Consider the following 26665-nt stretch of genomic DNA (forward strand, 5'->3'; position numbering starts at 1 on the left):
TGACCACTCCTCTTTTGTTTGTTTATTAAGCAATAACCGTTTTGAAAAAGATTAAAACCTTTCGGAACCGCTTCAATGTTCTATACGTATGATGGACAAGGATTGTGTATAATAACAGACAAATACTTCAGCGACATCTAAGGAGGCATATGCATGGAGGAAAGAGAGTGGCTAAAAGCACAATTAAAGGAGATTGAAAAATGGGAGAAAGACCAGCAAAAGGTATGGTTTTGGGAGAAACTCAGCCGCCTTCCATTTCAAATGCTGGACAAGCTGACGCCTGCTTTTATTCAGAAAAAAATCGGTGTGCTGCTAGATGAAATGGGTCATTACATTCAGTCTGGCGGTGCCTATTTGACGTCGGAAAAAGGCATCATTCATCAATTTCAAAAGAAGTGTGAGGGCGAATCCATCCAGCGTATAGAGGATATTGGAAAGGCCCCAATCGAATTGATGGATGCCATTAGTGAACATATGGGGAAAAACAGAACGAATCTCGCGACGGTACAAGGCGCGACAACTGGTGTCGGCGGAATGTTTACGCTAGCTGCTGATATTCCTGCGGTACTGGGCCTCTCTCTGAAAACATTGCAGGATATTGCCGTCACCTATGGCTATGATCCTAAAAACAAAGAGGAGCGGGTCTTCATCATTAAATGCTTGCAGCTGAACTCTGCTGATGTCGTTGGAAAGAAATCGATTCTAAAAGAGCTGAAAAGCTATCATGCATCCGAAGGGAAGCATGAAAACATGATTTCTCAAATCCAAGGGTGGCGTGAGGTCGTCTATAATTACCGGGATTCGTTTGGCTGGAAGAAACTGTTTCAGCTTGTGCCCATTGCTGGGATTTTGTTTGGTGCCGTTTCGAACCGCTCACAATTAAAAGGAATTGCCGAAACAGGCATGATGCAATACCGAAAACGAAGAATTTTAACAAGATTAGAAGAGCTCACGCAGCAAGAACAGAGTGAGTCCGGCGCATAAAAAAATCCCTTATCAAAGGGATTTTTTATTTGCTCTCATCCTCTTCCTGAAAAGCATGAATAGGTGAGTGTTCATAACGTGCACGCAGTTCGCGGATCTGTTTGATGAGGGTGGAGCCGATCGTTTTTTCGGCTTCATCATACAAAGGATCAAGGGCTTTCATCCATTTTTGTCTTTCTGCTGGCGTCAATTCATGAATGGCAATCGGCGATTCACGTTTAATGTCCTCCAGCTGATCTTTGTTCATCTGTTCTGCATGCTTTTCATTCCAAGCCGTTGTTTCTTCCATGGCTTCAAGTAAAATTCGTTTCGTTTCGGGTGTCTGGCGGTCAAAGAAGGATTGATCTGTTAAGACCACATAGCCTAAATACCCGTGATTGCTGATCGTCATATAGTCTTGTATATGATAGAATTTTTTTGAATAAATATTTGAAATGGTATTTTCTTCACCGTCTACTTTTTTGGTTTCTAATAGCTGAAACGTTGAATTAAATGATTCCTGATAGGGCTTTGCGCCAAGGAGTTTGAATTGTTTTTCAATCATGTCGCTTTGCATAATGCGGAGAGACTGGTTTTTTAAATCAGCCGGCTGTTTGATGGGTCCTTTATTAGAGGTAATTTGCTTAAAGCCATTTGTCCAATAAGCCATTCCCTTTAATCCATCTTTTTGCAGCGTGCCAAACAACCTTTGTCCAATTGCACCGTGCAGGCCTTCTTGAACCGCGCTGTAATTTGAAAAAGCAAAGGGAAGATCAAGTGCCAGCCACTCAGGAGACAGCATGCCGAGCTTCGAGGTAGACGGAGCGATAAATTGAACTTGATTCTCTTTGAGTGCATTAATTTCTTCAATATCAGAATAAAGGCTTCCGTTGGAGAAAATTTGAATGCTGATCTTTCCATCGGATTTTTCGTGCACGAGCTCAGCAAATTTCTTTGCGGCAAGTCCTTTAGGTGTATTGTCTGCCACGACATGGCTGAATTTGAACACAAGCTGGTCCTTCAGTCCTGTCTGTTCATCATCAAAGGTTGTCGCTGATTTTGGCATCATATGATAAAAACCAAAGTATAAAGCGGTTACAAAACCGATCATGAGCAAAAGTGTATAAGCGAGTAAATTCTTCATGCGTCAGATCCCCCTTATGTCAAGCATACTTGACAGAGGAAGAATTCGTAAAGATACAGGTGAAAAAATGATGAGAAATCGATTGAAATTACAACAATTATCTATTAGATGGAAGCTTACCATCCTCACATATTTCGTTGTCATTTTCGCCCTTTTAATCGGAGGAATTGTTCTTGTTGGGGGAATTCAGCAAACAGAGGAACGGGAGCTTCGAAAAAGACTCATGAACACGGCGAGAACTGTGGCTGAAATGAATGAGGTGAAGCAGGCGTTAGCTGATCAGACAAAGGAACGTGATCGATTACAGCATGCGATCGAAGAGATTCGGATTATTCAAGACGCTGACTACATTGTCGTGATGGATATGGATCATGTGAGATTAACGCATCCAGTGAAAACGAGGATTGGCCAGCGCTCAGAAGGAACTGATGAAGAGCCGGCTTTTGCAGAGCATATTTATTTCTCAGAAGCAGAGGGAGAGCTTGGAACAGCCATCAGAGCTTTTTATCCAGTCAAGGATGATCAATTTAATCAAACAGGGGTTGTGCTTGTAGGAAGAACTCTGCCAAGTATGGCAGATATATTAGGAGAAATGAAGCGCGATATCCTCATGATCCTCCTCTTGACGCTCAGCTTTGGGCTTGTGGGTTCATTTTTACTCGCCCGTCATATTAAACAGCAAATGTTTAAGCTGGAGCCGCATGAGATTGTCAGAATGCTAGAGGAACGCACTGCAACCTTTCACTCTATTAATGAAGGGGTTATCGCCATTGATAATCAGCACATGATCACCATTTTTAATGAGAAGGCGAAGCAGATTTTTGGCGTGACGGGTGATGTCGTGGGCCGGAATATTTGGGATGTGCTGTCTGATACAAGACTTCCTGAAATTATCGACCGCGCAGAACCCGTCTACAATGAAGAAATTCATATGAGTGGAAAGCGGATCATGAGCAGCCGGATTCCGATTGTGATGAAAAAGAAGATCATCGGAGCAGTTGCCATTTTTCAGGACCGGACGGAAGCGGCAAAATTGGCGGAGGAGCTCACAGGGGTTAAGAACTTTGTGGACGGTTTGCGGGTGCAAAACCATGAGCATATGAATAAGCTTCATACGATTGCCGGTCTGATTCAGCTGGGTAAAGCCGATCAGGCGCTCGATCTGGCCTTTCAAACGACAGAGGAGCAGGAACATGTGACGGACTTTCTTCACCGCGTCATAGAGCATGATGCTGTCTCAGGGTTATTGATGAGCAAAATCAGAAGGGGCAAGGAGCTTGGCATCATGGTCGAAGTAGATGAACATAGCTGTCTGCGTGATTTCCCTGAACGGCTTGATCAGCATGATATGACGAAGCTGCTCGGAAATCTCATTGAGAACGCCTTTGCTTCGTATGATACTGTAGAAAGAGACACAAAAGTCATTTCCATTAGTATCGATCAAACGGAGGATGTCCTCGCGATTTTAATTGAAGACAATGGCTCCGGGATCGAAGAAGAAATGATACCTTCTATTTTCGATAAAGGCTTCACACATGGCAAAGAGGGCGGAACAGGCTATGGCCTGTATATTGTAAAAACGATTATCGACAAAGGGATGGGAAGTGTAGAGGTCACATCAAGCATCGGCATTGGTACCACCTTCTCAATCGAATTCCCAATGACCATAGAGGAGAGAGACAGATGACTCAGATTAAGGTGCTGTTAATTGAAGATGACCCGATGGTGCAAGAAGTGAATAAAGAGTTCATTATGAGTGTTCCTGGCTTTCAAGTAGCAGCTGTCGCTGGAAATGGGGAGCAGGGCATCCAGCTGATCAAAGAGATTCGTCCAGACCTCGTGGTACTTGATGTATATATGCCAAAAAAGGATGGCGTCAAAACGCTGCAAGACATCAGAAAACAGAAGATGAAAGTGGATGTGATTGTCATTTCAGCAGCGAAGGACAAAGAGACCATCGGCATCATGCTTCAAAATGGTGCGCGGGATTATATTATTAAACCATTCAAATTTGAACGAATGAAAGAATCACTTGAAAGCTATAAGGCGTTTAAATCAAAGATCCAAACCGCAGCAGAATTTTCTCAGGAGATGCTCGATGATATCATACGAAAGCCTGCTGTTAAGCAGGAAGATACTTGGCTTCCTAAAGGGCTGAATGTGCATACGATGAACGAAATTAAAGCTTATATGGGCTTGCAGGAAGGCGCCCAGTCTGCAGAGGAAGTTGCTAATGCACTTGGCATAGCCCGTGTCACGGCACGCCGGTATTTAGACTTCCTCGTCAAAGAAGGCGAGCTGAAATTAGATATGCAATATGGGGGGATTGGACGTCCTGTGAATAAATATATCGTACATTCTGACTAAGAGACCAAAAAGACCAAAATGTACGATATGTCCATAAGCTTCACAGCCTTTGATGAAATCGCTATCATTTATCTACAGATAACAGTTAAGCGTTTACATCAAAGGGTGAGGGAGTTGATTTTTTATGAAAAGGCTTTTGAAGAACCTGACATTTCAGGTGATTGCAGCTGTCATCATCGGGATCATTGTCGGGATGGTTTGGCCAAACGTCGGAAAAGAAATGAAGCCGCTTGGTGACACCTTTATCAATGCCGTTAAAATGGTCATAGCACCAATTATTTTCTTAACCATTGTTCTTGGTATTGCCAAGATGGGGGATATGAAAAAGGTTGGAAAAGTTGGGGGAAAAGCATTTATTTATTTTGAAGTCGTCACGACACTTGCTCTGGTCATCGGTCTTTTTGTTGTGAATATCATGAAGCCAGGTGCAGGTCTTGACTATAGCAAGCTTGAAAAAGGGGATGTCTCACAATATACCCAAAATGGCGGACAGGGTATCGACTGGATGGAATTTGTTACACACATCGTGCCATCTAACATGGTTGATGCTTTCGCAAAGGGTGATATTTTACAGGTCTTATTCTTCTCTATTTTATTCGGTGTTGCGCTCGCTGCTCTTGGCGAGAAGGGGAAAGGCATCATCGAATGGCTTGATAAGCTGTCACTTGTTTTCTTTAAAATCATTGGATATATCATGCGTGCTGCGCCGCTCGGTGCGTTTGGGGCAATGGCTTATACGATCGGACACTTTGGTTTAGCATCAATTAGACCGCTGGCGAGTCTGATGCTCTCCGTTTATATGACGATGTTCCTGTTCATCTTCGTTGTGCTGAACATCATTTGTAAAATGTATGGCTTCAGCCTGCTAGGTTATTTAAGGTTTATCAAGGATGAAATTTTGATTGTTCTTGGCACAAGTTCTTCAGAATCCGTGCTGCCAAGAATGATGGATAAAATGGAACGCTACGGGTGCTCTAAGTCTGTTGTTGGTCTTGTCATTCCAACAGGTTATTCCTTTAACCTAGACGGAACTTCAATCTATTTATCAATGGCCGTCGTCTTCTTGGCACAAGTGTTTGGTGTAGACTTGTCGATCGGTCAGCAGATCACTATTATCCTTGTTCTGATGCTTACATCAAAGGGAGCAGCTGGGGTGACAGGAAGCGGATTTATCGTGCTTGCATCTACTCTTGCGGCACTACAGGTCATTCCGTTAGAGGGTCTAGCACTGCTGCTTGGGGTTGACCGCTTCATGAGTGAAGGAAGAGCGATTACAAACCTCATTGGAAATGGAATTGCAACAATTGTTGTCGCGAAGAGTGAAGGTGAATTTGACGAAGCGAAGAGCAAAACAGCACTTCAGGAAATGCGGAATATGAAGCAGGCTGTTTAGTATAAAAACAACCAAAAACCGAAACCTTATGTTCTACATGGGTTCGGTTTTTTTGTGTAAAAAAGAAAAAACAATAAAATTAATACAAATCGTAAGACCTCTTTGACCTTTTATTATATAATTTACAGAAAGATCCGATATAATGTATATCAGATACGATGAAAAATAGACTTTAGTCCTGGCAGGTGTGTAACGTAATGACGGCATTTTTAAAATTGTTCGAAAAACCCGGTGTTAAGCGGTTTTCAGTATTTGTAGTATTAGCCACAGCATTATATCTATTAAGAGGAATGATGAATTTAATTCTTTTGACCTTCATTTTCACCTTTTTGATGAATCGGTTGGAAGAGGTCATTAGAGGCTTTTTAAATCGCTTCCTGAAAATAGGACAGAAATCGGTCATTACCATTTTGTATATTCTTCTGGCTGGCGGATTGACATTTGGCGGATTCGTTTTTGTGCCAATCATCGCCAAACAGGTAGAGCAGCTATTTCATTTAGGAAAGAAAATTGCAGATCATCCACAAGATTTACCCTTCTTTGACGTCATCACGAACGTATTCGGAGATTTCAAAATATCAGCTTTCTTTGAGAAAGGGTTTAATTTCCTCTATACATACATAACCGATTTCAGCACATTCAGTATCCAGGTCATTATGTCCTTAATATTAAGCATGTTCTTCCTGTTCGAAAAAGAACGCCTCATTCAATTCATGAACAAGTTCAAAACGAGTAAAATCTCCGTGTTCTATCATGAAATTGCCTTCTTTGGACGTAAATTTTCCCGAACGTTTGGAAAAGTACTTGAAGCTCAGTTTATTATTGCAACCGTTAATTGTGTGCTAACGACCATCGCGTTAGGCATTATGGGTTTCCCGCAGTTATTTGGATTAGCGGTCATGGTCTTTTTGCTAGGCTTAATCCCAGTAGCGGGTGTAGTGATCTCTCTTATTCCACTCAGCATCATTGCGTATACACTCGGAGGCGGAATGTATGTCCTGTATATTGTGCTGGTGATTGTCATTATCCATGCCATTGAAGCATACTTCTTGAATCCGAAGCTCATGTCAGCTAAAACAGAGCTCCCTATTTTCTTCACGTTTATTGTGCTGATCTTCTCTGAACACTATATTGGCATTTGGGGACTTATTATCGGTATCCCAATCTTTGTGTTTATTTTAGATATTCTTGAAGTGACAAATAGGGAAGAAAGTAATTAAAAAGTTCATATGAACCTGTTTACAATTTTCTAAAAATAAGGTATAAATGGTATGAAAATATCATATTACCACACGCTTAATCCTTCTAAAGGAATGGGGGACCCAAATTTTTGGGGTGAATTTTTCTTATCTGAGAAAAAAGGACATCTCTTCGTCCTAACCCGTCAGCTAACCTCATCAGCGTGAAGAGAGTAGACAGTGGTACATGTATGGACACGCAGGCCCACGAGAAGACTCTCTCGTGGGCTTTTTGACGAGGAAGGGGAGATTTTATTGAAGCTGGCGACGAAAATTATTATTGCCTTGTTTGTAGGTGCAATCACAGGATTGCTGCTCAACCTTTTTGCTCCAGATGTATTCAAAGTGTTAGACCCTTATTTATTTACACCTCTAGGTCAAATCTTCTTAAACCTGATTAAAATGCTGGTTGTGCCCATTGTATTCTTTTCGATCACGCTCGGTGTAGCAGGCCTTGGTGATCCGAAGAAGCTAGGCAGAATCGGCGCAAAAACCATTACTTATTTCCTGCTCACTACAACTTTTGCCATCATCATTGGCATCTCATTAGCCTTATTGATCAAGCCGGGAGCCTTCGGCAATTTTGATACAAAAGCGGCTGATTATTCCGCAGAGGAAGCCCCATCAATGGCAGACACACTACTCAACATCATTCCAACCAATCCAGTCCAATCGTTAGTTGAAGGAGACATGCTTCAAATTATCGTCTTCTGTGTATTTTTAGGTCTTGGCATAGCCATGCTTGGTAAAAAAACGGAAGGCTTGCTGAAACTGTTTGAACAAGGAAATGAATTAATGATGTATCTTGTCGGTGTTGTGATGAAATTTGCACCGTACGGGACATTCGGTTTGATTGCAACGGCAATCGGCAGTCAGGGGCTGGATGCCATGAAAGCGATGGGACTTTACTTCTCGGTCGTGTTAATTGCGCTTATCCTGCATTTCTTCCTGACATATGGATCAACCATTGCTATCTTAGCTAAACGAAATCCAATGGCATTCTTTAAGGGATTTTCCCCAGCGATGGTTGTTGCATTTAGTACATCAAGCAGTAACGCAGTGCTGCCGGTATCAATGGAAACAGCGCAAAAGCGTTTAAAGGTGCCAGAGCCGATTTCAAGCTTTGTGCAGCCGCTGGGTGCAACCATTAATATGGATGGCACAGCCATTATGCAAGGTGTTGCGACCATTTTTATCGCTCAAGTGTATGGGGTTGAACTGACGCTTGTTCAAATGCTGACGGTTGTCTTAACAGCTGTTTTAGCAAGTATCGGTACAGCAGGTGTCCCAGGGGTAGGGCTCATCATGCTGGCCATGGTGTTAAATTCCGTGAATCTTCCTGTTGAGGGAATAGCGCTGATCCTTGGCATAGACCGCTTATTAGATATGGCAAGAACCGTAGTTAATATTACAGGTGACGCAGCATGTGCGGTGATTGTTTCTGAAACTGAAAAGAAGCACGAAAAAGAAGCGCCGACACCTAACTTATCACTGTAATAAGCAAGAAGGGCTGACTGGATCAGTCCTTTTTTTCATGGATTGATTTGTCTCGCGTGATATACTTTTTACAGGATGAGCGGTCATAACTGCCGCCACAGGCTTTACATCAGAAGGAGGAACCACTTTGCAGTCTGCTGTTTTAAAAGTAGAGAAAGTCGATAAACTAATTGGCCGGAAAATGATCTTGCAGGATATTTCTATAGACATTGGGCAAGGAGAAATTGTCGGATTACTTGGTCCCAATGGGTCTGGAAAAACAACTTTGATTCGATTGATCGTTGGCTTGATGAAAAAAAACAATGGCAACATCATGATCAATGGATATTCACAAGATGACGATTTTCTTAAAGCGATGTCATCTGTTGGTGCGATCATAGAAAACCCAGAATTTTATTCGTATTTAACAGGCTTTGAAAACCTTGAAATGTATGCAGCGATGCACGATGGCGTGACGGAGGAACGCATTCAGGAAGTGGTGGAAAGAGTTCGTCTGGAGGATGCCATTCATCAGAAGGTCAAGACGTATTCACTAGGGATGAAACAAAGGCTTGGGATTGCACAAGCTATTTTGCATCGGCCGAGCCTGCTCATTTTAGACGAACCGACAAATGGACTGGACCCTGCAGGAATGAAGGAATTCCGGGAGCACTTACAAATGCTTGTAAAGGAAGAAGGAACCTCGGTGTTATTTGCGACGCATTTATTGCATGAGGTAGAGGAGCTATGTGACCGCATGATTATCATTCAAAAGGGACAGATCAAAGCTAGTACTCATCTCCGGGATATGGAGGGGAAAGAGCAGGTGCTGATGAATGTTCAGCCAGTAGAAAAGGCCGTCTCATGGCTTGACGCACACGACTATACATATGAACGAAATGGAGCGCGTGTACTGCTTCAACTGAACAAAGAACGTGTGCCAGAGCTGAACAAACAGCTTGTGCTGGCGGGGTTTGATGTACTTGAATTGATGCCTCAAAAGCAGTCAATTGAAGAGGCATTTATGAAATGGACGGAAGGCGGGACGACAGATGCTTAACCTCATCAAGAATGAGCATAAGAAAATCATGAAGAAAAAGATCACACTCATTGCTCTTTTATTGATCGTTGTATTTCAACTGGCCATGGCTCTAACCTTAAAACGAGTCATATCAAGCTTTGGTGGACAAGACACAGTCGCGAACTATTTTGCTTATTCCACGAACGTCGTGTTTATTTTGCAGGTGCTTGCTGTTGTTATTGGCGCGACCTTGATCTCAACAGAGTTTCAGAAAAGGACGATCAAGTTTCTATTGATCCGGCCAAAAACAAGACTGCACATTTTTCTGTCAAAATACATCACACTTGTGCTGACAGTCATTTATTTGTTTGTTTTTTATTATGTTTTGGCTTTTCTATTTGGTCTTATTTTCTTCGGTACTGATTTTGATGAAAGAACAGGGCAATTATTTCAGCATACGTTTGCCGTCATTGGATCTCAGTGGGTGGAAGTGATCATGATGGCAAGCTTTGCTTTTATGTGTTCCAGTTTGTTTAGAAACAGTCTTGTTGCCCTTGTGACCTCGTTTTTTGTTTTATATGCGGCGAAATCACTTGTGCCGATCATGTCTCTCTTAGAAAATCAGTGGGGGAAAATCCTCCTTTTCGCGAATACGGACTTTACTCAGTACAGCTTTCAAGGACCGCCGCCTTTTCATGGGATGAGCATTTTGTTTTCTCTATTTATAGTAGGGGCGCATTTTGTTTTCTTTATTGGATCGGCTTGGATTCTTTTTTGGAAACGTGATGTAAATGTGTAAAAATTGTGTCAAATAACAAGAAAAATTCGTGACATCTTTGTGAAAACGAGTCTGTATTTCACGATAACCTGCTGATTTTGTCTTATAATAAGAAAGAGTCATGGAGGTGGCACTATCGTGAAAAATTTCATTACGGCTTTACCAATTTTGCTGCTGCTGTCGTTTTCGTTTGTGTCTTTTGCCTTCCAATTTGATCATCTTGTTTATTTCAGACTAGCGCTGGGGATTTTTTCGTTAGCGGGTCTTTTCTTTCTGTATACACTTAAAAGAAATATGAAATGGTTCATGGTCTATTTATATGCGAGCTGGATCGTTCTTGCTGCCGTCACGACATTTGAGGAACCAGTCTTTTCTCAATTTTTCTTCGGTGGTTTAACGATGACAATGGGTTATCTCACATATATGCTCATTTATTTAGGTATGAAGCAGGACCGTGTAGCGAAATCACATTAAAACAAAAGCCGATAAAATCGAATAACAGATTTTATCGGCTTTTTTATTTTGTTGAAGCAGACAAAAGAGCAGTCAGTGATGACTGCTCCTCTCATAGTTATGATTCACGCCCAGCAGCTGCAAGCTGCTTCTGGTGTTTTTTGTCGATGGTTTCGTAAATACTTTCCATCATTTGAGGATCGCGCATGATGGCCTTTTTGTTCTCTTCAATCAATTGCTGGTAGGTTTTAATTTTCTTCTTAGACATGTGACTCATCGCTCCTTAATAAGAATGGACGTCTATAGGATTTCACATAGATGAAATTGATAATCATTTTCAATTAGCAATTCCATTATACAAAGACAAATGTCAGAAGTAAAGATTCAATTCAGAAAATTCACGTAACCGACATATTCCAAGCTGGTTCGACGCTGCATTCTTTCCCAGGAAATAATGTTGTCGTGACTTGTCGTAAGTGAAACATCAATTTGAAACGTTTTGGCTGTGCAGCTCGTCTTATGAAGAGATTTAAAAAGAAAAAAGACATCAGCAAGAGTTTGCTGATGTCCTTCGTTTCATCAATTAAGAAACGTGCTCTTGAAGAAATTCTGTCACTTCTTCAGGCGATTTTGCATTTGCACTGTGTAAATGACCTGTTTTTTCACCATTTTTGAAAATTAACAGGCTTGGAATGCCCATTACCTGATACGTTTCAGCTAATTCAGGGAAATCATCTTTATTTATTTCAAACCATTCATGGTGAGCATAAGCTTCTAGGATGTCTGGAATGAACATGTCCATTCTTGTACAGTCAGGACACCATGTTGCAAAGAATTTAACGATGACTTCTTTGTCTGATTGAATCATTTCATTGAATTGTTCAGTACTTGTGATTTTTTTCAATTTGTCACAACTCCTTTTCATTGTCATTTTAATATAAAATAAAGGCGAATGACATACAAATGCTCGGGAGGCGCTTACAACCTTTACAAATCATTTCAATTACGTAACAACAAAAATTAATTAGAGCATTTTTGCTTGAAAGTGATAAGATAGTAAAGATGAATTTTAGTGGGGGGAGTATCCATTGAAAATAAGTTTAGGATTGATTTACGGCGGAAAGTCAGCCGAACATAATGTATCACTGCAAACAGCCCTTGCAGTTACAAAAGCACTTAACACTGAGAAGTTCGATATACATCCAATTTATATTACAGAAGAGGGTGAATGGTTAAGAGGAGAAAAACTCACTGAACCAGTATCAAACGTCAAAATGCTTCAATTTGAACAGAACGCAAAGACGTTTTTACCAACTTCTTTAAATGAAAGCATGTTTCCACAGCCTGCATCGGCTGATGAGAAAATTGATGTTGTCTTCCCGTTGCTGCACGGACCAAATGGAGAAGATGGCACAATGCAAGGATTACTTGAACTGTTAAATATCCCGTATGTCGGCAACGGCGTTCTCGCGTCTGCCGCGGGTATGGATAAAGTCATGATGAAAGATGTTTTTGCACAAGCAGGACTTGCACAAGCAAAGCACCTTTCTTTCAATAAAAAAGACTACGAGAAAGCGACACCAGACAGCTTAGAACAGGTGGAAAAAGTACTGGGCTATCCATGCTTTGTGAAACCTGCCAACATGGGATCAAGTGTTGGAATTAGCAAATGCCGCAGCAAAGAAGAACTGCAGACTGCATTTGACCTCGCTTTCCAATATGATCGTCGTGTGGTCGTAGAAGAAGGCGTCGTTGGAAGAGAAATCGAGATTGGTGTATTAGGCAATGATGAGCCGAAATGCTCTGTCGTTGGTGAGATTGCGCCTAAAACAGATTTTTATGATTACAAAGCAAAATATGAAGACGGCGATACAGATTTGATCATTCCGGCGAGTGTGTCAGAGGATGAATATAAGACGATTCATGACATGGCAATTAAGGCATTTAAAGCCCTCGATGGATCTGGTCTCGTACGTGCAGACTTCTTCCTTACAGAAAAAGGTGAAGTGTTGATCAATGAAGTGAATACAATGCCTGGATTCACACCATTTAGTATGTTCCCATTACTTTGGAAGCACACTGGTGTAGAGTATCCAGAGTTAATTGAAAAGCTGGTGTCACTTGCAATTGAACGCCATCAAGAAAAACAAACCATTAAAACAACTTTTTAATGTGAGCAGCAAGCAGACACTATCCTTAGGTAGTGTCTCTTTTCCTTCAAACGTGAAATGAGAAAGAGAGGCGAAAAATCATGATCAAACGTACAGTGAAACAAATCGCCCAAATGGCTGGTGGAACCCTATCTAATCAAGCTTTTGGCGAAGAACAGATTCACGGAGTGACAACAGATACACGAAAAGTATCAAACGGCGCCCTGTTTATCCCGCTTATCGGAGAACATTTTAATGGTCACACATTTGCTTCGAAAGCAGTGGAGCTTGGAGCATCAGCTGTTCTTTGGAATCAAAAAGAAGCCAATCCGCCAGAAGGCGTTCCGGTAATTCTTGTAGAGGATACACTAGCTGCCCTTCAACAGCTGGCGAAATCATACTTAAAAGAAGAAAACCCTCGTGTTGTCGGTATTACAGGAAGTAATGGGAAAACCACAACGAAAGATATGATTCATTCCGTCTTGCAAACAGCGTATCGAGTTCATAAAACAAACGGTAACTTTAATAATCATATCGGTCTTCCGCTCACCATTCTTGCAATGCCAGAAGGAACCGATATTGCGGTTTTGGAGATGGGCATGAGTGCAAAAGGCGAAATCGAATTTTTATCAGATCTGGCTGAGCCTGATGCGGCAGTCATCACAAATATCGGGGAATCACATATGCAAGATTTAGGATCAAGAGAAGCCATTGCTGATGCAAAATGTGAGATCGTAAAAGGATTAAAAGAAGACGGCATCTTTTATTACTTAGGTGATGAGCCTTTGCTTCGCGAAAGAGCAAGTTCACTTTCTCAGCGTGTGAAAACCTTTGGAGAAGCAGAGGACTGTGATATCAAGGTAACGCACATCAACCAGCTTGCAGAAGGAACAGAATTTCAGGTCGAAGGGTATGCCCAAGGTTTTCTCATTCCTGTATTAGGGAAACATAATGTGAAGAATGCACTTGCTGCTATTGCTATAGGCCAGCATTTTGGGCTGAATGAAAGACAAATTGCCCAAGGACTGATGCAAACGAAGTTGACGGGGATGCGTCTTGAGCTGATTAAAACAGACAAAGGAATCACTGTCATCAATGATGCATATAATGCAAGTCCTACTTCTATGAAAGCAGCCATTGATCTTGTGGGAGATATGGACGGCTTCGCCAATCGTATTCTTGTACTTGGAGATATGCTCGAAATGGGCAGCGAAGAAGAAACGTATCATTATGAATTAGGCCGTTACATCAAGCCAGAATTTATTGATCATGTCATGACGTATGGCCGTCTAGGTGCATTCATTGCTGAAGGAGCGAAAAAATCATTCGGGGCTGAGCACGTCTTCTCCTTTATGGACAAAGAGGACCTGAAGAAAAAACTAGCTGAAGTGGCAGGGCCTGACGATGTTGTGCTTGTCAAAGCCTCACGCGGTATGAAATTGGAAGAAGTCATTACTGCACTATAAAAGTGAGAAGGTGACAGAATGATTGGCTGTTTATGTATCCACGGTTTTACTGGTGCCCCTTATGAAGTAGAACCGCTGGCGCAATATTTAAAACAGGCGGCAGATTGGAATGTGCAGTCTGTTACGCTTCCGGGGCATGGAGAGGAGCTTCAGTTAAAAGGCATTCTTTATCAAGAATGGATAGCGACAGCTGAACTCGAACTTCTATCCCTTTATCGAACTTGTGACACCATGTATTTGATCGGCTTTTCTATGGGCGGAATGATTGCTTCTTATTTAGCAGCGAAGTACCCAGTTGCCCGTCTCGTCCTATTAAGTGCTGCGGCTAAATATGTGAACCCAAAACAAATGATGCAAGACACAAGGCAGATGGTAAAGGAGTCCCTGTCTGGGTTAATTGATACAAACCCTTTGTATGATCGATATCGTCATAAGCTCACAAGCACGCCGCTGTCAGCTGCGATAGAATTTGTGAAGCTGGTAAAGCAGACGAAGAATTCGCTTGAGAAGCTTCATCTGCCTGTGTTAATTGTTCAAGGGGAAAGCGACGGGATTGTGCCTGCTTCAAGTGCAGAATTTATTTATCATAAGGTCCCGTCTCGCCAGAAAGAAATGTTTTATTTGCCCGATTGTAAACATCATGTTTGTCATGAGCCATGTGCCCAGCAATTGTTTGAGAAAGTAGAACATTTTCTAAAAAAAGCAATTTAATATATAGAAAAGCTAAAATGTGGCTAAACTAATATAAATTGAATCCCACTTGTTAAAATTTGCATCATTTTTGTCGAATGTGTGACAGGCCTATGGTACAATAGGAAAGAAAAGGTGGTTGATTCGGTTGTTTCAATATGACGGAAAAACCTTTATCCCGCAGTCTAATTCGAGTAACGGAGAAGTATCAGCAGGAACCATATTTCAATATCGTCAGGACGGGAATATATTAACGGGCACATATCAAGGCGGCAGTATTATATCTGGCGTACTTGTAGGAACTGTGAATGAGGATGGAACACTTCATTTTAGATATCACCATGTAAGCAAGGACGGCAGCATGAGAAGCGGGGCTTGCGAGTCCACTCCTAAGCAGCTGGATAACGGAAAAATTCAACTGTTTGAAAAGTGGAAATGGATGGACGGAGATCAAAGTGAAGGTGAATCTGTCATTGTAGAGCAGTAGATATATCCATTTCTGTCTTGTTGAAAAACAAATAGTGTAATGGTAAGATATAAGGTAGGGTAATTCGGGCTTTGTATATAATGGACCTGTCCTTTCAGAAAAGGGCAGTTTTTAATGATCATTCACGAGATTACTGAAACAGCAATTAGAAGGAGTTTGAATAAATTGACTATAACGTTTCAAGATTTTCAATTAAGCGAAAGTCTCATGAAGGCTATTAACCGCATGGGATTCGAAGAAGCAACACCGATTCAAGCAGAAACGATTCCTCTCGGTCTTCAAAATAAAGATGTCATCGGACAAGCACAAACAGGAACAGGAAAAACTGCAGCATTTGGTATTCCTCTTGTAGAAAAAATTGACCCAGCGTCTCCAAATATCCAAGCGATTATCATTGCGCCAACAAGAGAATTAGCGATTCAAGTATCTGAAGAGCTATATAAAATCGGCCAAGACAAGCGTGCACGCGTACTTCCTATTTACGGTGGACAAGATATCGGCCGTCAAATCCGTTCGCTCAAGAAAAATCCTCATATCATCGTAGGGACTCCAGGACGTTTACTCGATCACATTAACCGTCGTACAATGCGTCTTCAAAACGTTGAAACAGTTGTGCTAGATGAAGCAGACGAAATGCTAAACATGGGTTTCATCGAAGACATTGAAGCGATCCTTTCAAATGTACCAAGTGAACACCAAACACTTTTATTCTCTGCGACAATGCCTGCACCAATTAAGCGCATTGCAGAGCGTTTCATGACAAACCCAGAACACGTAAAAGTAAAAGCGAAAGAAATGACTGTATCTAACATCCAACAGTTCTATTTGGATATTCACGAACGTAAAAAGTTTGATACATTGACTCGTCTTCTTGACATTCAATCACCTGAGCTTTCAATTGTCTTCGGCCGTACGAAACGCCGTGTGGACGAATTGACTGAAGCACTTAACCTTAGAGGTTATACAGCTGAAGGAATTCATGGTGACCTGACTCAAGCAAAACGTATGGTTGCGCTTCGTAAATTCAAAGAGGGTTCAATCGATGTGCTTGTCGCAACAGACGTTGCAGCACGTGGACTTGATATCTCAGGAGTAACACACGTGTATAACTTTGACGTACCGCAAGATCCAGAAAGCTACGTGCACCGTATTGGACGTACAGGACGTGCTGGACGTACAGGTATGGCGATGACATTCATCACACCACGTGAAAAAGATATGCTTCGTGCGATTGAGCAAACGACTAAACGTAAAATGGATCGTATGAAAGAACCTACACTAGATGAGGCGATTGAAGGACAACAGCAAGTAACAGTTGACCGTCTACGCACGATCATCAGTGAAAACAACTTGAACTTCTATATGACAGCTGCTGCTGAATTGTTGGAAGATCATGATTCTGTGACAGTGGTTGCAGCTGCGATTAAAATGATGACAAAAGAGCCGGATGCAACGCCAGTTCGTTTAACAGATGAAGCACCGATGATTTCTAAACGTCATCGTAACAACCGCAGCTCTTCTAAACGCAGAGACGGCGGCGGTGGCGGAGGCTACCGTGGAAAAGGCAAGAACACCCGTTCATCTTATGGTGATAAAAAGCGTTCTTCAAATGACCGCAATCGTTCTTCTAACGATCGTCGTCAAAAGAAATCTTATAACAACTAACATACAAGAGCGAATCCTTTGCAGGGTTCGCTTTTTTTAACAGGCTGAAATTGAAACTTTTTAGGCTTTGTTACGTAATATATTGATAGAAAAGTATGAGAATGGGGGAAGAATGTGAGAAAACAGCCGCAACGTCAAATTAGTTTAAATGGTTTAAAGGTATGGCGTCTTCAAAATGGAATTATCTCATTGATTTTCTTACTCATCATCATTGGGGTATTTGTTGCCAGCTACTATTTTCAATGGCCATATTGGATTGGAGCGATTCTTTCTGGTTTATGGGTCTTACAGGTCATTTTTGGCATTTGGCTCATACCAAAAATCCGCCACCACATCTGGCGCTACGAAGTATTCGAAAATGAAATTGAAATACAGCATGGACTCATTCGCGTCACACGTGTCATTGTGCCAATGGTTCGTGTTCAGCATGTTGATACATCACAAGGACCGCTTTTAAGGCGCTACCGTTTGGCATCTGTTCAAATTTCGACTGCTGCCACAGTTCATGATATACCGGCGCTAGAATTAGAAGAGGCAGATGAGCTTCGTGATTACATATCTCGTTTAGCAAGGGTGACGGAAGATGATGTCTGAACAAAAACGTGTACACCCCATTTCGATGTTCATTGATTTTATATCAGATGCTGTATCCATGATCAAAAACTTCATTATCCCTTTTTTCGTGTTGATTTTTGTGAACTCGAATTCGAGCATTCGCTTTTATGCATTTATCATTCTTGGTGTGCTTCTTTTATGGAAAGCCGTTTTTACCATTTTAGAATGGAGACGATTCACTTACCGGATGGAAGACGATGAATTTCGTGTGGAATCGGGTGTGATTACGAAAAAGAAAAAATATATCTCGTTAGAACGTATTCAAACGGTCAATACAAGTGAAGGTATTTTCCAGCGAATTTTCGGTTTAGTACGGGTCCAAATCGAAACGGCAGGCGGAACGGATGGTCCAGAAGTGAGCCTGACCGCGATTACAAAAGCAGAAGCGGAACAATTAAAAAAGTCGATTTTCAACCGGAAGAAAAGCTTGCAGGAAGAAGAAATGACGGATGAAGCAGGTGATCTGAATGGCCATTTGACTGCGCAAAAACCTGTGCAGGAAGAAATCAATGTCTCCTATCGTATGGGTGTGCCAGAATTGCTTTTGGCTGCGACCACTTCAAGCGGTATCGGTGTCATTATCTCAGGGTGTCTCGCCATCTACACGCAAATAGATGAAATTCTCCCTTTGGACGGGTTCTTCAAGCAGTTCTCTTTTTTAAGCCATGCGAGCATTGAAATCTATGCGATTTTGATATTTCTTGCCGTATTGATCGCATGGATCTTGAGTGTTGGGGTAACAGCACTTCAGTATGCGAATTTTGCTGCAAAACGAAAAGGGAATGACATCATCATTACAAGAGGGCTCATCGAGAGACATCAAATGACCATTCCACTTGCGAGAATTCAAGCAGTGAAAATCAAAGAGAATATGATCCGTGAGCCTTTTGGTTTTGCGACGGTGATGCTTGTTAGTGCGGGAGGTTCGATTACAGAGAAAGAAACCTCTTCCGTCTTATTTCCGCTCATTCGGAAGAAAAAAATAAATGAATTGCTGTCACAATTCACCGATCATTATCATGTAGCACCAGAAACAGAGCTGAAAAAAGTGCCAAAACGTTCGCTCAAGCGCTACCTGATCTCATATGGCTTTGTGCCGTTACTTGTAGGTATCATCCTGTCGGTACGCTTTCCGCCATGGGGATATTTGGGACTCATTCCGTTACCGCTTGCTCTATTCTTTGGCTATTTAGCTTATAAACAATCAGGATATACAATCAAAGATTCATTGATTCAAATGACATCAAGAGGCATTGGCAAGACCACTGGCATTGTCTTGAGAAAACGAATGCAAAACTATACGATGACGCAATCTTTTTTCCAAAAGAAAGGTCGGGTCGCCAGTATTCACACCTTTGTGAAATCCTCTGCGCTGCTTGATTCCTTTGGTGTGCATCACCTTGAGGAAGAAGATGCGGCACGTGTATTTGATTGGTATTCGTATGAAAAAAATCAATCGTCTTAAACGAAAAATGTCGATCAGCTCCTGCTTGAGGAGTGATCGACATTTTTTATGAGATTAATAGCGTCTTTTTTTCGAATGGAAAAGCAGCGTAATCGGTGCTAGAATCATACCGCCGATCAATCCAAATAAGTGAGCCATGATATTGATGTTCGAATTGACGAACGTCATGATGACAGAAACAGCAAGAATCGTTAAAATCACTTGTGAATTCCCGCGGTCCATCATGTGCGGTTTAAACAGGACAAGGTATAGATAAACCCCAAACAAACCGAAGATCGCACCAGAAGCGCCAACATGTACATACTCTAAAGGCTCCACCCAATAGGTTCCGAGATTGCCAATGAATCCTGCACCGAGATAAATGATTAGAAATCGAACCTTCCCAAGCAAATGTTCAAGCGCTGGGGCGAACAAGAAAAGGGACATGGAATTGAATAAAATATGCGTGAGACTCCCGTGCAGAAAAATAGGTGTGACGAGACGCCACCATTCCCCAGCTGCTACACCATAATTGAAACCGACGAGATGATCCTGTCCAAGCTGTATAATAGGGATAGGAACCGCAAATATAAGCCACAGGCCAATTTGTAAAGCAAGGATCGCTGTTACGATTGGATACGATCTAATAAATTGTTGAAAGCTCTCCGTTCGAATAAACATAACAAACCCCTTTTGACTAGATAATGGTAAGTTTATAGTAACACGTTTATGAAGCGAACACTCAAATTAGTACGAGTATCATAGGAGGTACCTCATGATCAAAGGAATAGGCATTGATATTGTAGAGATCGACCGTCTTTCGCGAGTGCTCAGCAGACAGCCCCGTTTACCGGAACGAATTTTGACTTTAAGTGAACAGGACGTCTTTCTTACACTCAGTGAAAAAAGACAGCTGGAATTTTTGGCAGGACGCTTTGCGGCAAAGGAAGCCTTCGCTAAAGCATACGGAACGGGAATCGGTCAGCATTTAAGCTTTCATGACATAGACATTCAAAAAGACGATAAGGGGAAACCCTTCATCAAAAGCGAGAAAGCAGAGGGAGATCAGGTCCATGTGTCGATAACCCATACAAAGGAATATGCTGCTGCACAAGTTTTAATTGAAAGGTTGTCAAGCTAGTCTGCATATTGTTTGTCCCCCCTTCATATATTGGGTAGTGCGATAAGGAAGGGCGAGTTGCTAACAGGCTTTGATGGTTCGCGGTACGCAGTTAACTCTTGAGGCGTACTGTTAAAGTCAAACAAGCGGTTTCTTCCTTTTAACACAATTAACGAAGGGGTTGAAAAGGGTGAGAAAAAGCTTTGTTTTGCTTGTAACGGGAATCCTTTTTGTACTGATTCTCTCCGCATGCGGTCAAAAATCTCAGAAGGATATCGTTGGAGATTTAAACAAAAAGGCAGAGGAAATGACATCATACAAAGCCAAAGCAAAAATGACCATTGAGACAGGAAATGACCCGCAGGAGTACCAGGTAGAAATTTGGTACAAAAAGCCGGAGCTTTACCGTGTCTATTTAGAAAATCCGAAAAAGGATCAGAGTCAAGTCATTTTAAGAAATGGCAATGGTGTGTTTGTGCTGACACCTTCATTGAACAAGAGCTTCCGTTTCCATAGTGATTGGCCGAATAATAGCAGTCAGGTCTATTTATTCGAATCACTTGTGAAGGACATTAAAAATGACAGTGCAGCTCAGTTCAAAGCGAAAGAGTCAAAGTATGTGTTCGAAACGAAGACCAATTATCAGCACAACCAAATGCTGCCTACCCAAGAGATTACCTTTCATAAGAAAACAATGGCGCCTGCCAGTGTGAAAGTGCTGGATAGCGACAAAAAGCCAATGGTGAAAGTGGAATTCTCTCACTTTGAATTCAATAAATCCTTTGACAAAGATGCATTTGATGAGAAGAAAAACATGACACTCTCTCAAATGGATGTTGCCACAAGTGCAGACCCATCTGACAGCTTTGCGGTGAAAACACCAGTTGATATGCCAGAAGGCGTGAAGAAGATGGAAGAAAAAGAAATGACGACAGATGCTGGGAAGCGTTATGTGATTACTTACGGCGGCAAGAAATCCTTCACACTCATCCAGGAAAAAGCGAGAGTAGCTGAAGCATCTACGCCTGTCACGATGAACGGCGAGCCGGTCGATCTTGGCATGACAGTAGGGGTTCTGACAGATCAATCCCTCTCATGGACATCTGACGGAGTTGACTATTTAATTTCCTCAAGTGATTTATCGAAGGAAGAGCTTTTGATGGTTGCAAAGAGTGTAGAAGGCCAGTCAGCTAAATAGGCGAGAGCCTTAAAAAACAACATATCAGCCCTGTGCAAGGGCTGATTTTCTTTGATTTGTTTCACATTATTCTTGATTTTTAGTATCATATGAGGGGATTGAATCATTCAATAGGGAAGTGTGACTGATGGACACAAATGCCTTTTATAGAGACACATGGGCAGAAATTAATTTAACAGCAATCAAGCACAATGTTTCACATATGAAAGATCATATCGGTCAAAATGTTCAATTGATGGCTGTTGTGAAAGCCAATGCATATGGACATGGAGATATAGAAGTGGCAAGAGCTGCCCTCAAAGCAGGTGCAGACTTGTTAGCTGTAGCCTTTTTAGATGAGGCCATTTCTTTAAGAAATCAAGGCATTAAAGCACCGATTCTTGTACTCGGCGCTGTGCCGCCGGAGTATGTCAAAACCGCCGTTCGATACAATGTGGTCATGACCGCTTACTCCACCAGCTGGCTGAGGGAAGTCGTCGATATGATGAAAGGGCAGATGGGACAACCCATTCGTTTTCATTTGAAAATAGACAGCGGAATGAACCGTTTAGGTGTGAAAACGTTGGAGGAAGTGAATGAAGTAAAGAAGCTTGTCAGCGAGCATTCTTATTTACAGCTGGAAGGTGTATTTACTCACTTTGCGACAGCAGATGAAAAGGATGAGAACTATTTTGAGCGGCAAATCGACACCTTTCAAACCCTGCTTCAGCCGCTTCATACGGAAAAGCTGCTCGTTCATTGTGCCAATAGTGCAGCAGGTTTGAGGTTTAAAGAAGTGTTGTTTAATATGGTTCGCTTCGGCATCAGTATGTACGGGCTGTCACCATCAGAGGAAATCAAAGATGAACTTCCTTTCAAGCTGGAAGAAGCCATGTCTCTTCATACAAAGCTTGCCCATGTGAAGCTCATTCAAAAGGGTGAGAGTGTCAGCTATGGGGCGACGTATACAGCTAATCAAGATACATGGATCGGTACGGTACCAGTCGGCTATGCAGACGGATGGATCCGGAAGCTGGCAGGCACGGAAGTACTTGTTGGCGGAAAGCGCCGGAAGATTGCCGGAAGGATATGTATGGATCAATTCATGGTTGAACTGAAAGAGAACCTTCCGGCAGGGGAGCCAGTCGTTTTGATTGGTGGACAAGGTGAAGAAATGGTATCAGTCGATGAAATTGCAAAAAGGCTTGAAACCATTAACTATGAAGTCACTTGCTCCATTGGCCACCGCGTCCCAAGAGTTTATATAGAGGACGGCAAAAGGGTGCATGTGCGGAATCCGCTGCTTCAAAGCGGGCCAAGCTTTTTCTAAACAGCTTACACAGGAACGATCGTCAAACTGACATCGTTCCTTTTTATTCTACAAAGAAGGGGTAAACATTCTCCCTTTTTTAGAGATTTTGGAAATACCGTATGATTTTCGGAAAAAAGCGTATAATGTGAAAGAGGAACTCCATTATCATCTTTGATTTACGGGTGAACAGCCGCTTCATGTTCTAATAAGAAATCATGAAAAAACAGCTTTGCTTGCGCATTGAATAATGGTATGATTAGTCTTGGAATGGATCGAAACGGTATCCGTAAGTTTTGTGGAGGTGTATGTTTTTTGTCTGAATCCAGCGCAACAAACGAAATGAAGATTCGACTACCGGAGGCTTTGATGTCTGAAATCGAACGAGTAGCAGAGCAGGATAAGGTAACAAGAAATGAATTGATCTACCGAGCGACAAAAACGTATATTCGTGAACGTAATATTCGACAAAATCGTGAATCGATGAGACGCGGCTACATGGAGATGGCGAAAATTAATCTGAATATCTCTTCAGAGGCACAATACGCAGAATTTGAGGCTGAGAATACAGTTGAGCGATTAGTCAGCGGGGGTTAAACATTTGATTGTTAAACGCGGTGATGTTTACTTTGCTGATTTATCTCCTGTTGTTGGCTCCGAGCAGGGCGGGGTTCGCCCAGTATTGGTGATTCAAAATGACATTGGAAATCGCTTCAGCCCGACTGCTATCGTTGCAGCCATAACAGCCCAAATACAAAAAGCGAAATTACCGACTCACGTCGAAATTGATGCAAAGCGCTACGGCTTTGAACGAGATTCTGTCATTCTCTTGGAGCAGATTCGTACAATCGATAAACAAAGATTGACAGATAAAATCACACATCTTGATGATGAGATGATGGAGAAGGTTGATGAAGCCTTACAAGTTAGTTTGGCTCTTATTGATTTTTAATATGGTGATACTTGGTTGCTCTGTTGGGAGCAACTTTTTTTGTGTTCAATTTTTATTAACGTTATAATGAAGAAAGACTAAAAGAAGTGCTGTTTATGTACGTAGGGGGTAAAACATGTCGAATCATATCGTGTTAGCTTTTGCAAGAGAGCATCGAGAGGAATTACAAAAAGAGTGGACGGACATTTTTAGACGACTCGGAGAAAAAGAAACGGACATGATGCTGAACGACAATATGTATGAAACCATCTGTTCGGAATATGTTCAATTAATCATTACATCTCTTTCAGAAGGGTATGCTGAAGATTTTGAAGAAAAAGTGCAAACTTTTGCTTTAAAAATTGTTCAAATGGGTATATCACTTAAGTTACTGGCAAATGGTCTAACAGAAATCCGTTCACATTTATATCACAAAATGAACGATGACAAAGATACAACAGAAGAAAGTCATGACCTCATCTGGCAAATTGATCGATTCATCACACCTATTCATAACGAGATCTTAAACCAGTATTCCATCTCATGGGAGAAAACAGTCAACCTTCAAAAAATCGCGCTGCAGGAACTTTCTGCCCCGCTGATCCCAGTATTTGAGCACATTACCGTCATGCCGCTTGTTGGAACAATTGACACAGAACGTGCCAAAAAAATTATGGAGAATCTGCTCAACGGTGTCGTCAAACATCGCTCACAAGTCGTCTTAATTGATATTACGGGTGTACCTGTCGTTGACACAATGGTAGCGCATCATATCATTCAAGCATCAGAGGCTGTGAGATTAGTAGGTGCGAAGTGCTTGCTTGTCGGTATTCGTCCAGAAATAGCCCAAACCATTGTGAACCTTGGAATTGATTTATCTCAAGTTACAACAAAGAATACCCTTCAAAAAGGAATTCAAACTGCTTTGGAAATGACAAATCGAAAAATTGTTTCATTGGAGGGATAACCTAGTGAGAAATCACCCGAAGATTCCAATCTTAAAACTATATAACTGTCTTCTGATTTCGATACAGTGGGAGCTTGATGATCAAACAGCTCTCCACTTTCAAGAAGACTTGCTGAATAAAATTCATGAAACAGGAGCAAACGGTGTTGTCATTGACCTCACATCCGTTGACATGATTGATTCCTTTATTGCAAAGGTATTAGGTGATGTGATCACGATGTCCAAGCTCATGGGGGCGAAAGTTGTATTAACAGGAATACAGCCGGCAGTCGCTGTGACGCTGATTGAACTTGGAATATCGCTTGAAGAAATTCAGACAGCACTAGATCTTGAACAAGGGCTTGAGACACTGAAGCGGGAATTGGGGGAATAGATATGAAAGACCAATCCTGTGTAAGAATATTGACGGAATGGGACATAGTCGCAGCAAGACAATTGGGGCGCAATGTTGCAAAAGAACTTGGATTTGGAACAGTTGACCAAGCAAGAATTACGACGGCCATTTCAGAATTAGCTCGAAACATCTATTTATACGCTGGTAAAGGTCAGATTTGTATAGAAGAAGTGATGGAGCGCGGAAAGCGTGGACTCAAAGTCATCGCAGCAGATGAGGGGCCGGGTATCATGGATATACGTAAAGTAATGGAAGACGGATTTTCAACATCAGGCGGACTCGGAGCAGGTCTTCCGGGCGTCAGACGGCTGATGGATGAATTTAAATTAGATTCTGCACCAGAACAAGGAACGGAGATACAAGCTGTTAAGTGGCTTCGCTAGGAGGGAAACCATGGATTTTAAGGAGGTAATGGAGCAGCGGTACCATCAGCTGCTCAGTCGTTATATCAGTGATTTAACTGAAACATCGCTTTATCAAGCTCAAAAATTTAGCCGTAAAACCATTGAGCATCAAATACCTCCTGAAGAAATAGTGAGTGTTCACCGAAAAGTGATTCAGGAGCTTTACCCTGATTTGCCGGAAGATGTTTTTCATTCACTAGACTTCTTAATTGAAGTCATGATTGGGTACGGACTTGCCTACCAAGAACATTTAACACTCAGAGGCATCCAGCAAGAAATAAAATCTGAAATTGAAATTGCTGCAAATGTTCAGCAAACCCTTCTGGAAACGAAAATTCCAGAAGGAGATACCTTTGATATTGGTGCAATTAGTGTACCGGCAAAACAGATGAGTGGAGATTATTACCACTTTGTAACAGATCACGATACAATCAATATCGCGATCGCAGATGTCATTGGAAAGGGAATCCCGGCTGCGCTCTGTATGTCGATGATTAAATATGCGATGGATTCCTTGCCAGAGTCAGGGAGCGGCCCAACAAAGGTGCTGAAAACCCTGAATCGTGTTGTCGAGCAAAACGTAGACCCAAGTATGTTTATCACGATGTTCTATGGCAGCTATAATAAAGAAACGCATGAGTTTAAATACGCATCGGCTGGTCATGAGCCGGGCTTTTTCTATTGCAAAAAAGAGAACACATTTTACGATTTAGACGCAAAAGGGCTTGTCCTTGGGATCGCACCAGAATTTGACTACAGACAGTACGAGAAGCATTTGGATGCAGGAGACATGGTGATCTTATTCTCTGATGGGGTCACAGAATCCAAGTCAGAGGATGGTTTCTTAGAGAGGGAGGACATCAAAACACTCATATCAGAGCACCTATCCTACTCAGCTCAAGAAATGGTGGATGCCATCTACGCCAGCTTACTCAAACTGCAGGATTTTCAGCTGCACGATGACTTTACTTTACTTGTTCTCAAAAGAAAGGTTTAGAAAGTGAACATGCGGG

The 26665-nt window shown here is 41.8% G+C and carries 29 protein-coding genes and 1 riboswitch; of the genes, 25 read left to right on the plus strand and 4 right to left on the minus strand.

Annotated features, from left to right (window positions below):
- The first annotated feature begins 153 nt into the window (after window positions 1-153).
- The gene (locus NSQ34_RS02400; RefSeq protein WP_034283975.1) at window positions 154-984 is read left to right on the plus strand and encodes an EcsC family protein; all 831 of its coding nucleotides are present in this window, start codon (window positions 154-156) and stop codon (window positions 982-984) included.
- A gap of 25 nt (window positions 985-1009) precedes the next feature.
- Here NSQ34_RS02400 and NSQ34_RS02405 read toward each other — a convergent pair whose 3' ends face one another.
- Complete coding sequence (locus NSQ34_RS02405) at window positions 1010-2107, minus strand: DctP family TRAP transporter solute-binding subunit (RefSeq protein ID WP_041116739.1); 1098 nt, start codon at window positions 2105-2107, stop codon at window positions 1010-1012.
- Window positions 2108-2189: 82 nt separating this feature from the next.
- On the opposite strand from NSQ34_RS02405, the gene NSQ34_RS02410 reads away from it, so the two are divergent.
- The 8 genes from NSQ34_RS02410 (at window position 2190) to NSQ34_RS02445 (ending at window position 10854) form a co-directional block, all read left to right on the plus strand.
- Window positions 2190-3794 carry a sensor histidine kinase gene (locus NSQ34_RS02410; RefSeq protein WP_169737561.1) on the plus strand — a complete coding sequence of 535 codons (1605 nt, stop codon included), beginning with the start codon at window positions 2190-2192 and terminating at the stop codon, window positions 3792-3794.
- On the plus strand, window positions 3791-4474 hold the full coding sequence (locus NSQ34_RS02415) for a response regulator (RefSeq protein WP_034283970.1): 684 nt from the start codon (window positions 3791-3793) through the stop codon (window positions 4472-4474). Before NSQ34_RS02410 ends, NSQ34_RS02415 begins: the two co-directional genes overlap by 4 nt.
- Before the next feature lie 124 nt (window positions 4475-4598).
- Window positions 4599-5867, plus strand: a complete 1269-nt coding sequence (gene dctP, locus NSQ34_RS02420) for a C4-dicarboxylate transporter DctP (RefSeq protein WP_034283967.1) — start codon at window positions 4599-4601, stop codon at window positions 5865-5867.
- A gap of 197 nt (window positions 5868-6064) precedes the next feature.
- Window positions 6065-7087: an AI-2E family transporter gene (locus tag NSQ34_RS02425; protein ID WP_024425375.1), complete on the plus strand. Its 1023-nt coding sequence runs from the start codon at window positions 6065-6067 to the stop codon at window positions 7085-7087.
- A 63-nt stretch (window positions 7088-7150) separates the two neighbouring features.
- Window positions 7151-7284, plus strand: a riboswitch (cyclic di-AMP (ydaO/yuaA leader).
- A 76-nt stretch (window positions 7285-7360) separates the two neighbouring features.
- Window positions 7361-8602: a dicarboxylate/amino acid:cation symporter gene (locus NSQ34_RS02430; protein ID WP_034283966.1), complete on the plus strand. Its 1242-nt coding sequence runs from the start codon at window positions 7361-7363 to the stop codon at window positions 8600-8602.
- A 127-nt stretch (window positions 8603-8729) separates the two neighbouring features.
- A complete protein-coding gene (locus tag NSQ34_RS02435) occupies window positions 8730-9641 on the plus strand; it encodes an ABC transporter ATP-binding protein (RefSeq protein ID WP_034283965.1) in 912 nt (303 codons plus the stop codon).
- Complete coding sequence (locus NSQ34_RS02440; protein WP_041116743.1) at window positions 9634-10401, plus strand: ABC transporter permease; 768 nt, start codon at window positions 9634-9636, stop codon at window positions 10399-10401. Before NSQ34_RS02435 ends, NSQ34_RS02440 begins: the two co-directional genes overlap by 8 nt.
- A gap of 117 nt (window positions 10402-10518) precedes the next feature.
- A complete protein-coding gene (locus tag NSQ34_RS02445) occupies window positions 10519-10854 on the plus strand; it encodes a hypothetical protein (protein WP_017366657.1) in 336 nt (111 codons plus the stop codon).
- A 97-nt stretch (window positions 10855-10951) separates the two neighbouring features.
- Here the strand turns inward: NSQ34_RS02445 and fbpB are convergent, their stop codons facing one another.
- Both fbpB and NSQ34_RS02455 read right to left on the minus strand, forming a co-directional pair.
- On the minus strand, window positions 10952-11101 hold the full coding sequence (fbpB, locus tag NSQ34_RS02450; RefSeq protein WP_065215285.1) for a Fur-regulated basic protein FbpB: 150 nt from the start codon (window positions 11099-11101) through the stop codon (window positions 10952-10954).
- A gap of 315 nt (window positions 11102-11416) precedes the next feature.
- On the minus strand, window positions 11417-11737 hold the full coding sequence (locus tag NSQ34_RS02455) for a thioredoxin family protein (RefSeq protein ID WP_034283964.1): 321 nt from the start codon (window positions 11735-11737) through the stop codon (window positions 11417-11419).
- A gap of 184 nt (window positions 11738-11921) precedes the next feature.
- On the opposite strand from NSQ34_RS02455, the gene NSQ34_RS02460 reads away from it, so the two are divergent.
- The 7 genes from NSQ34_RS02460 (at window position 11922) to NSQ34_RS02490 (ending at window position 19371) form a co-directional block, all read left to right on the plus strand.
- Entirely contained in the window at window positions 11922-13004 is a 1083-nt protein-coding gene (locus tag NSQ34_RS02460) for a D-alanine--D-alanine ligase (protein WP_041107469.1), read from the plus strand.
- A gap of 80 nt (window positions 13005-13084) precedes the next feature.
- Entirely contained in the window at window positions 13085-14449 is a 1365-nt protein-coding gene (murF, locus tag NSQ34_RS02465) for a UDP-N-acetylmuramoyl-tripeptide--D-alanyl-D-alanine ligase (protein ID WP_070326711.1), read from the plus strand.
- A gap of 18 nt (window positions 14450-14467) precedes the next feature.
- A complete protein-coding gene (locus NSQ34_RS02470; RefSeq protein WP_254001581.1) occupies window positions 14468-15160 on the plus strand; it encodes an alpha/beta fold hydrolase in 693 nt (230 codons plus the stop codon).
- A gap of 127 nt (window positions 15161-15287) precedes the next feature.
- Window positions 15288-15626, plus strand: a complete 339-nt coding sequence (locus NSQ34_RS02475) for a n-acetylglutamate synthase (RefSeq protein WP_144496845.1) — start codon at window positions 15288-15290, stop codon at window positions 15624-15626.
- 165 nt (window positions 15627-15791) lie between these two features.
- Window positions 15792-17291: a DEAD/DEAH box helicase gene (locus NSQ34_RS02480; RefSeq protein ID WP_034283956.1), complete on the plus strand. Its 1500-nt coding sequence runs from the start codon at window positions 15792-15794 to the stop codon at window positions 17289-17291.
- A gap of 114 nt (window positions 17292-17405) precedes the next feature.
- Entirely contained in the window at window positions 17406-17885 is a 480-nt protein-coding gene (locus NSQ34_RS02485; protein ID WP_024425383.1) for a PH domain-containing protein, read from the plus strand.
- Window positions 17875-19371, plus strand: coding sequence for a PH domain-containing protein (locus tag NSQ34_RS02490; protein WP_254001582.1), 1497 nt, complete (start codon window positions 17875-17877; stop codon window positions 19369-19371). Before NSQ34_RS02485 ends, NSQ34_RS02490 begins: the two co-directional genes overlap by 11 nt.
- A 54-nt stretch (window positions 19372-19425) precedes the next feature.
- Here NSQ34_RS02490 and NSQ34_RS02495 read toward each other — a convergent pair whose 3' ends face one another.
- Window positions 19426-20031 carry a rhomboid family intramembrane serine protease gene (locus tag NSQ34_RS02495; RefSeq protein ID WP_041116754.1) on the minus strand — a complete coding sequence of 202 codons (606 nt, stop codon included), beginning with the start codon at window positions 20029-20031 and terminating at the stop codon, window positions 19426-19428.
- 94 nt (window positions 20032-20125) lie between these two features.
- Here NSQ34_RS02495 and acpS point away from each other — a divergent pair, with 94 nt between their 5' ends.
- The 9 genes from acpS to NSQ34_RS02540 all read left to right on the plus strand — a co-directional run bounded on the left by acpS (window position 20126) and on the right by NSQ34_RS02540 (window position 26649).
- Complete coding sequence (acpS, locus tag NSQ34_RS02500; protein WP_041116756.1) at window positions 20126-20491, plus strand: holo-ACP synthase; 366 nt, start codon at window positions 20126-20128, stop codon at window positions 20489-20491.
- Between the two features lie 160 nt (window positions 20492-20651).
- On the plus strand, window positions 20652-21668 hold the full coding sequence (locus tag NSQ34_RS02505) for an outer membrane lipoprotein-sorting protein (protein ID WP_098677666.1): 1017 nt from the start codon (window positions 20652-20654) through the stop codon (window positions 21666-21668).
- Between the two features lie 127 nt (window positions 21669-21795).
- On the plus strand, window positions 21796-22977 hold the full coding sequence (gene alr / locus NSQ34_RS02510; protein ID WP_061110629.1) for an alanine racemase: 1182 nt from the start codon (window positions 21796-21798) through the stop codon (window positions 22975-22977).
- 294 nt (window positions 22978-23271) lie between these two features.
- Window positions 23272-23553: a hypothetical protein gene (locus NSQ34_RS02515; protein ID WP_003214273.1), complete on the plus strand. Its 282-nt coding sequence runs from the start codon at window positions 23272-23274 to the stop codon at window positions 23551-23553.
- Between the two features lie 4 nt (window positions 23554-23557).
- On the plus strand, window positions 23558-23908 hold the full coding sequence (gene ndoA, locus NSQ34_RS02520; protein ID WP_024425388.1) for a type II toxin-antitoxin system endoribonuclease NdoA: 351 nt from the start codon (window positions 23558-23560) through the stop codon (window positions 23906-23908).
- A 115-nt stretch (window positions 23909-24023) separates the two neighbouring features.
- On the plus strand, window positions 24024-24854 hold the full coding sequence (locus NSQ34_RS02525) for an RsbT co-antagonist protein RsbRA (protein ID WP_034283948.1): 831 nt from the start codon (window positions 24024-24026) through the stop codon (window positions 24852-24854).
- A 4-nt stretch (window positions 24855-24858) separates the two neighbouring features.
- Window positions 24859-25227: an RsbT antagonist protein RsbS gene (gene rsbS / locus NSQ34_RS02530; protein ID WP_003214235.1), complete on the plus strand. Its 369-nt coding sequence runs from the start codon at window positions 24859-24861 to the stop codon at window positions 25225-25227.
- Window positions 25228-25229: 2 nt separating this feature from the next.
- Window positions 25230-25631 (plus strand): anti-sigma regulatory factor, encoded by a 402-nt coding sequence (locus NSQ34_RS02535; RefSeq protein ID WP_024427376.1) that lies wholly within the window; start codon window positions 25230-25232, stop codon window positions 25629-25631.
- Window positions 25632-25641: 10 nt separating this feature from the next.
- Window positions 25642-26649 carry a PP2C family protein-serine/threonine phosphatase gene (locus NSQ34_RS02540; RefSeq protein ID WP_024427377.1) on the plus strand — a complete coding sequence of 336 codons (1008 nt, stop codon included), beginning with the start codon at window positions 25642-25644 and terminating at the stop codon, window positions 26647-26649.
- Window positions 26650-26665 lie beyond the last annotated feature (16 nt).

The organism is Bacillus sp. FSL P2-0069 (genome assembly GCF_038593315.1).
In the GTDB taxonomy this organism is placed as follows: Bacteria; Bacillota; Bacilli; order Bacillales; family Bacillaceae; genus Bacillus; species Bacillus safensis.

Excerpts from the sequence above, each read along its gene's own strand:
- NSQ34_RS02400 (WP_034283975.1), top strand. The coding sequence starts at position 154 with ATGGAGGAAAGAGAGTGGCTAAAAGCACAATTAAAGGAGATTGAAAAA.
- NSQ34_RS02405 (WP_041116739.1), bottom strand. The coding sequence starts at position 2,107 with ATGAAGAATTTACTCGCTTATACACTTTTGCTCATGATCGGTTTTGTA.
- NSQ34_RS02415 (WP_034283970.1), top strand. The coding sequence starts at position 3,791 with ATGACTCAGATTAAGGTGCTGTTAATTGAAGATGACCCGATGGTGCAA.
- dctP (WP_034283967.1), top strand. The coding sequence starts at position 4,599 with ATGAAAAGGCTTTTGAAGAACCTGACATTTCAGGTGATTGCAGCTGTC.
- NSQ34_RS02425 (WP_024425375.1), top strand. The coding sequence starts at position 6,065 with ATGACGGCATTTTTAAAATTGTTCGAAAAACCCGGTGTTAAGCGGTTT.
- NSQ34_RS02440 (WP_041116743.1), top strand. The coding sequence starts at position 9,634 with ATGCTTAACCTCATCAAGAATGAGCATAAGAAAATCATGAAGAAAAAG.
- fbpB (WP_065215285.1), bottom strand. The coding sequence starts at position 11,101 with ATGTCTAAGAAGAAAATTAAAACCTACCAGCAATTGATTGAAGAGAAC.
- murF (WP_070326711.1), top strand. The coding sequence starts at position 13,085 with ATGATCAAACGTACAGTGAAACAAATCGCCCAAATGGCTGGTGGAACC.
- NSQ34_RS02470 (WP_254001581.1), top strand. The coding sequence starts at position 14,468 with ATGATTGGCTGTTTATGTATCCACGGTTTTACTGGTGCCCCTTATGAA.
- NSQ34_RS02490 (WP_254001582.1), top strand. The coding sequence starts at position 17,875 with ATGATGTCTGAACAAAAACGTGTACACCCCATTTCGATGTTCATTGAT.
- NSQ34_RS02495 (WP_041116754.1), bottom strand. The coding sequence starts at position 20,031 with ATGTTTATTCGAACGGAGAGCTTTCAACAATTTATTAGATCGTATCCA.
- acpS (WP_041116756.1), top strand. The coding sequence starts at position 20,126 with ATGATCAAAGGAATAGGCATTGATATTGTAGAGATCGACCGTCTTTCG.
- alr (WP_061110629.1), top strand. The coding sequence starts at position 21,796 with ATGGACACAAATGCCTTTTATAGAGACACATGGGCAGAAATTAATTTA.
- NSQ34_RS02525 (WP_034283948.1), top strand. The coding sequence starts at position 24,024 with ATGTCGAATCATATCGTGTTAGCTTTTGCAAGAGAGCATCGAGAGGAA.
- NSQ34_RS02535 (WP_024427376.1), top strand. The coding sequence starts at position 25,230 with ATGAAAGACCAATCCTGTGTAAGAATATTGACGGAATGGGACATAGTC.
- NSQ34_RS02540 (WP_024427377.1), top strand. The coding sequence starts at position 25,642 with ATGGATTTTAAGGAGGTAATGGAGCAGCGGTACCATCAGCTGCTCAGT.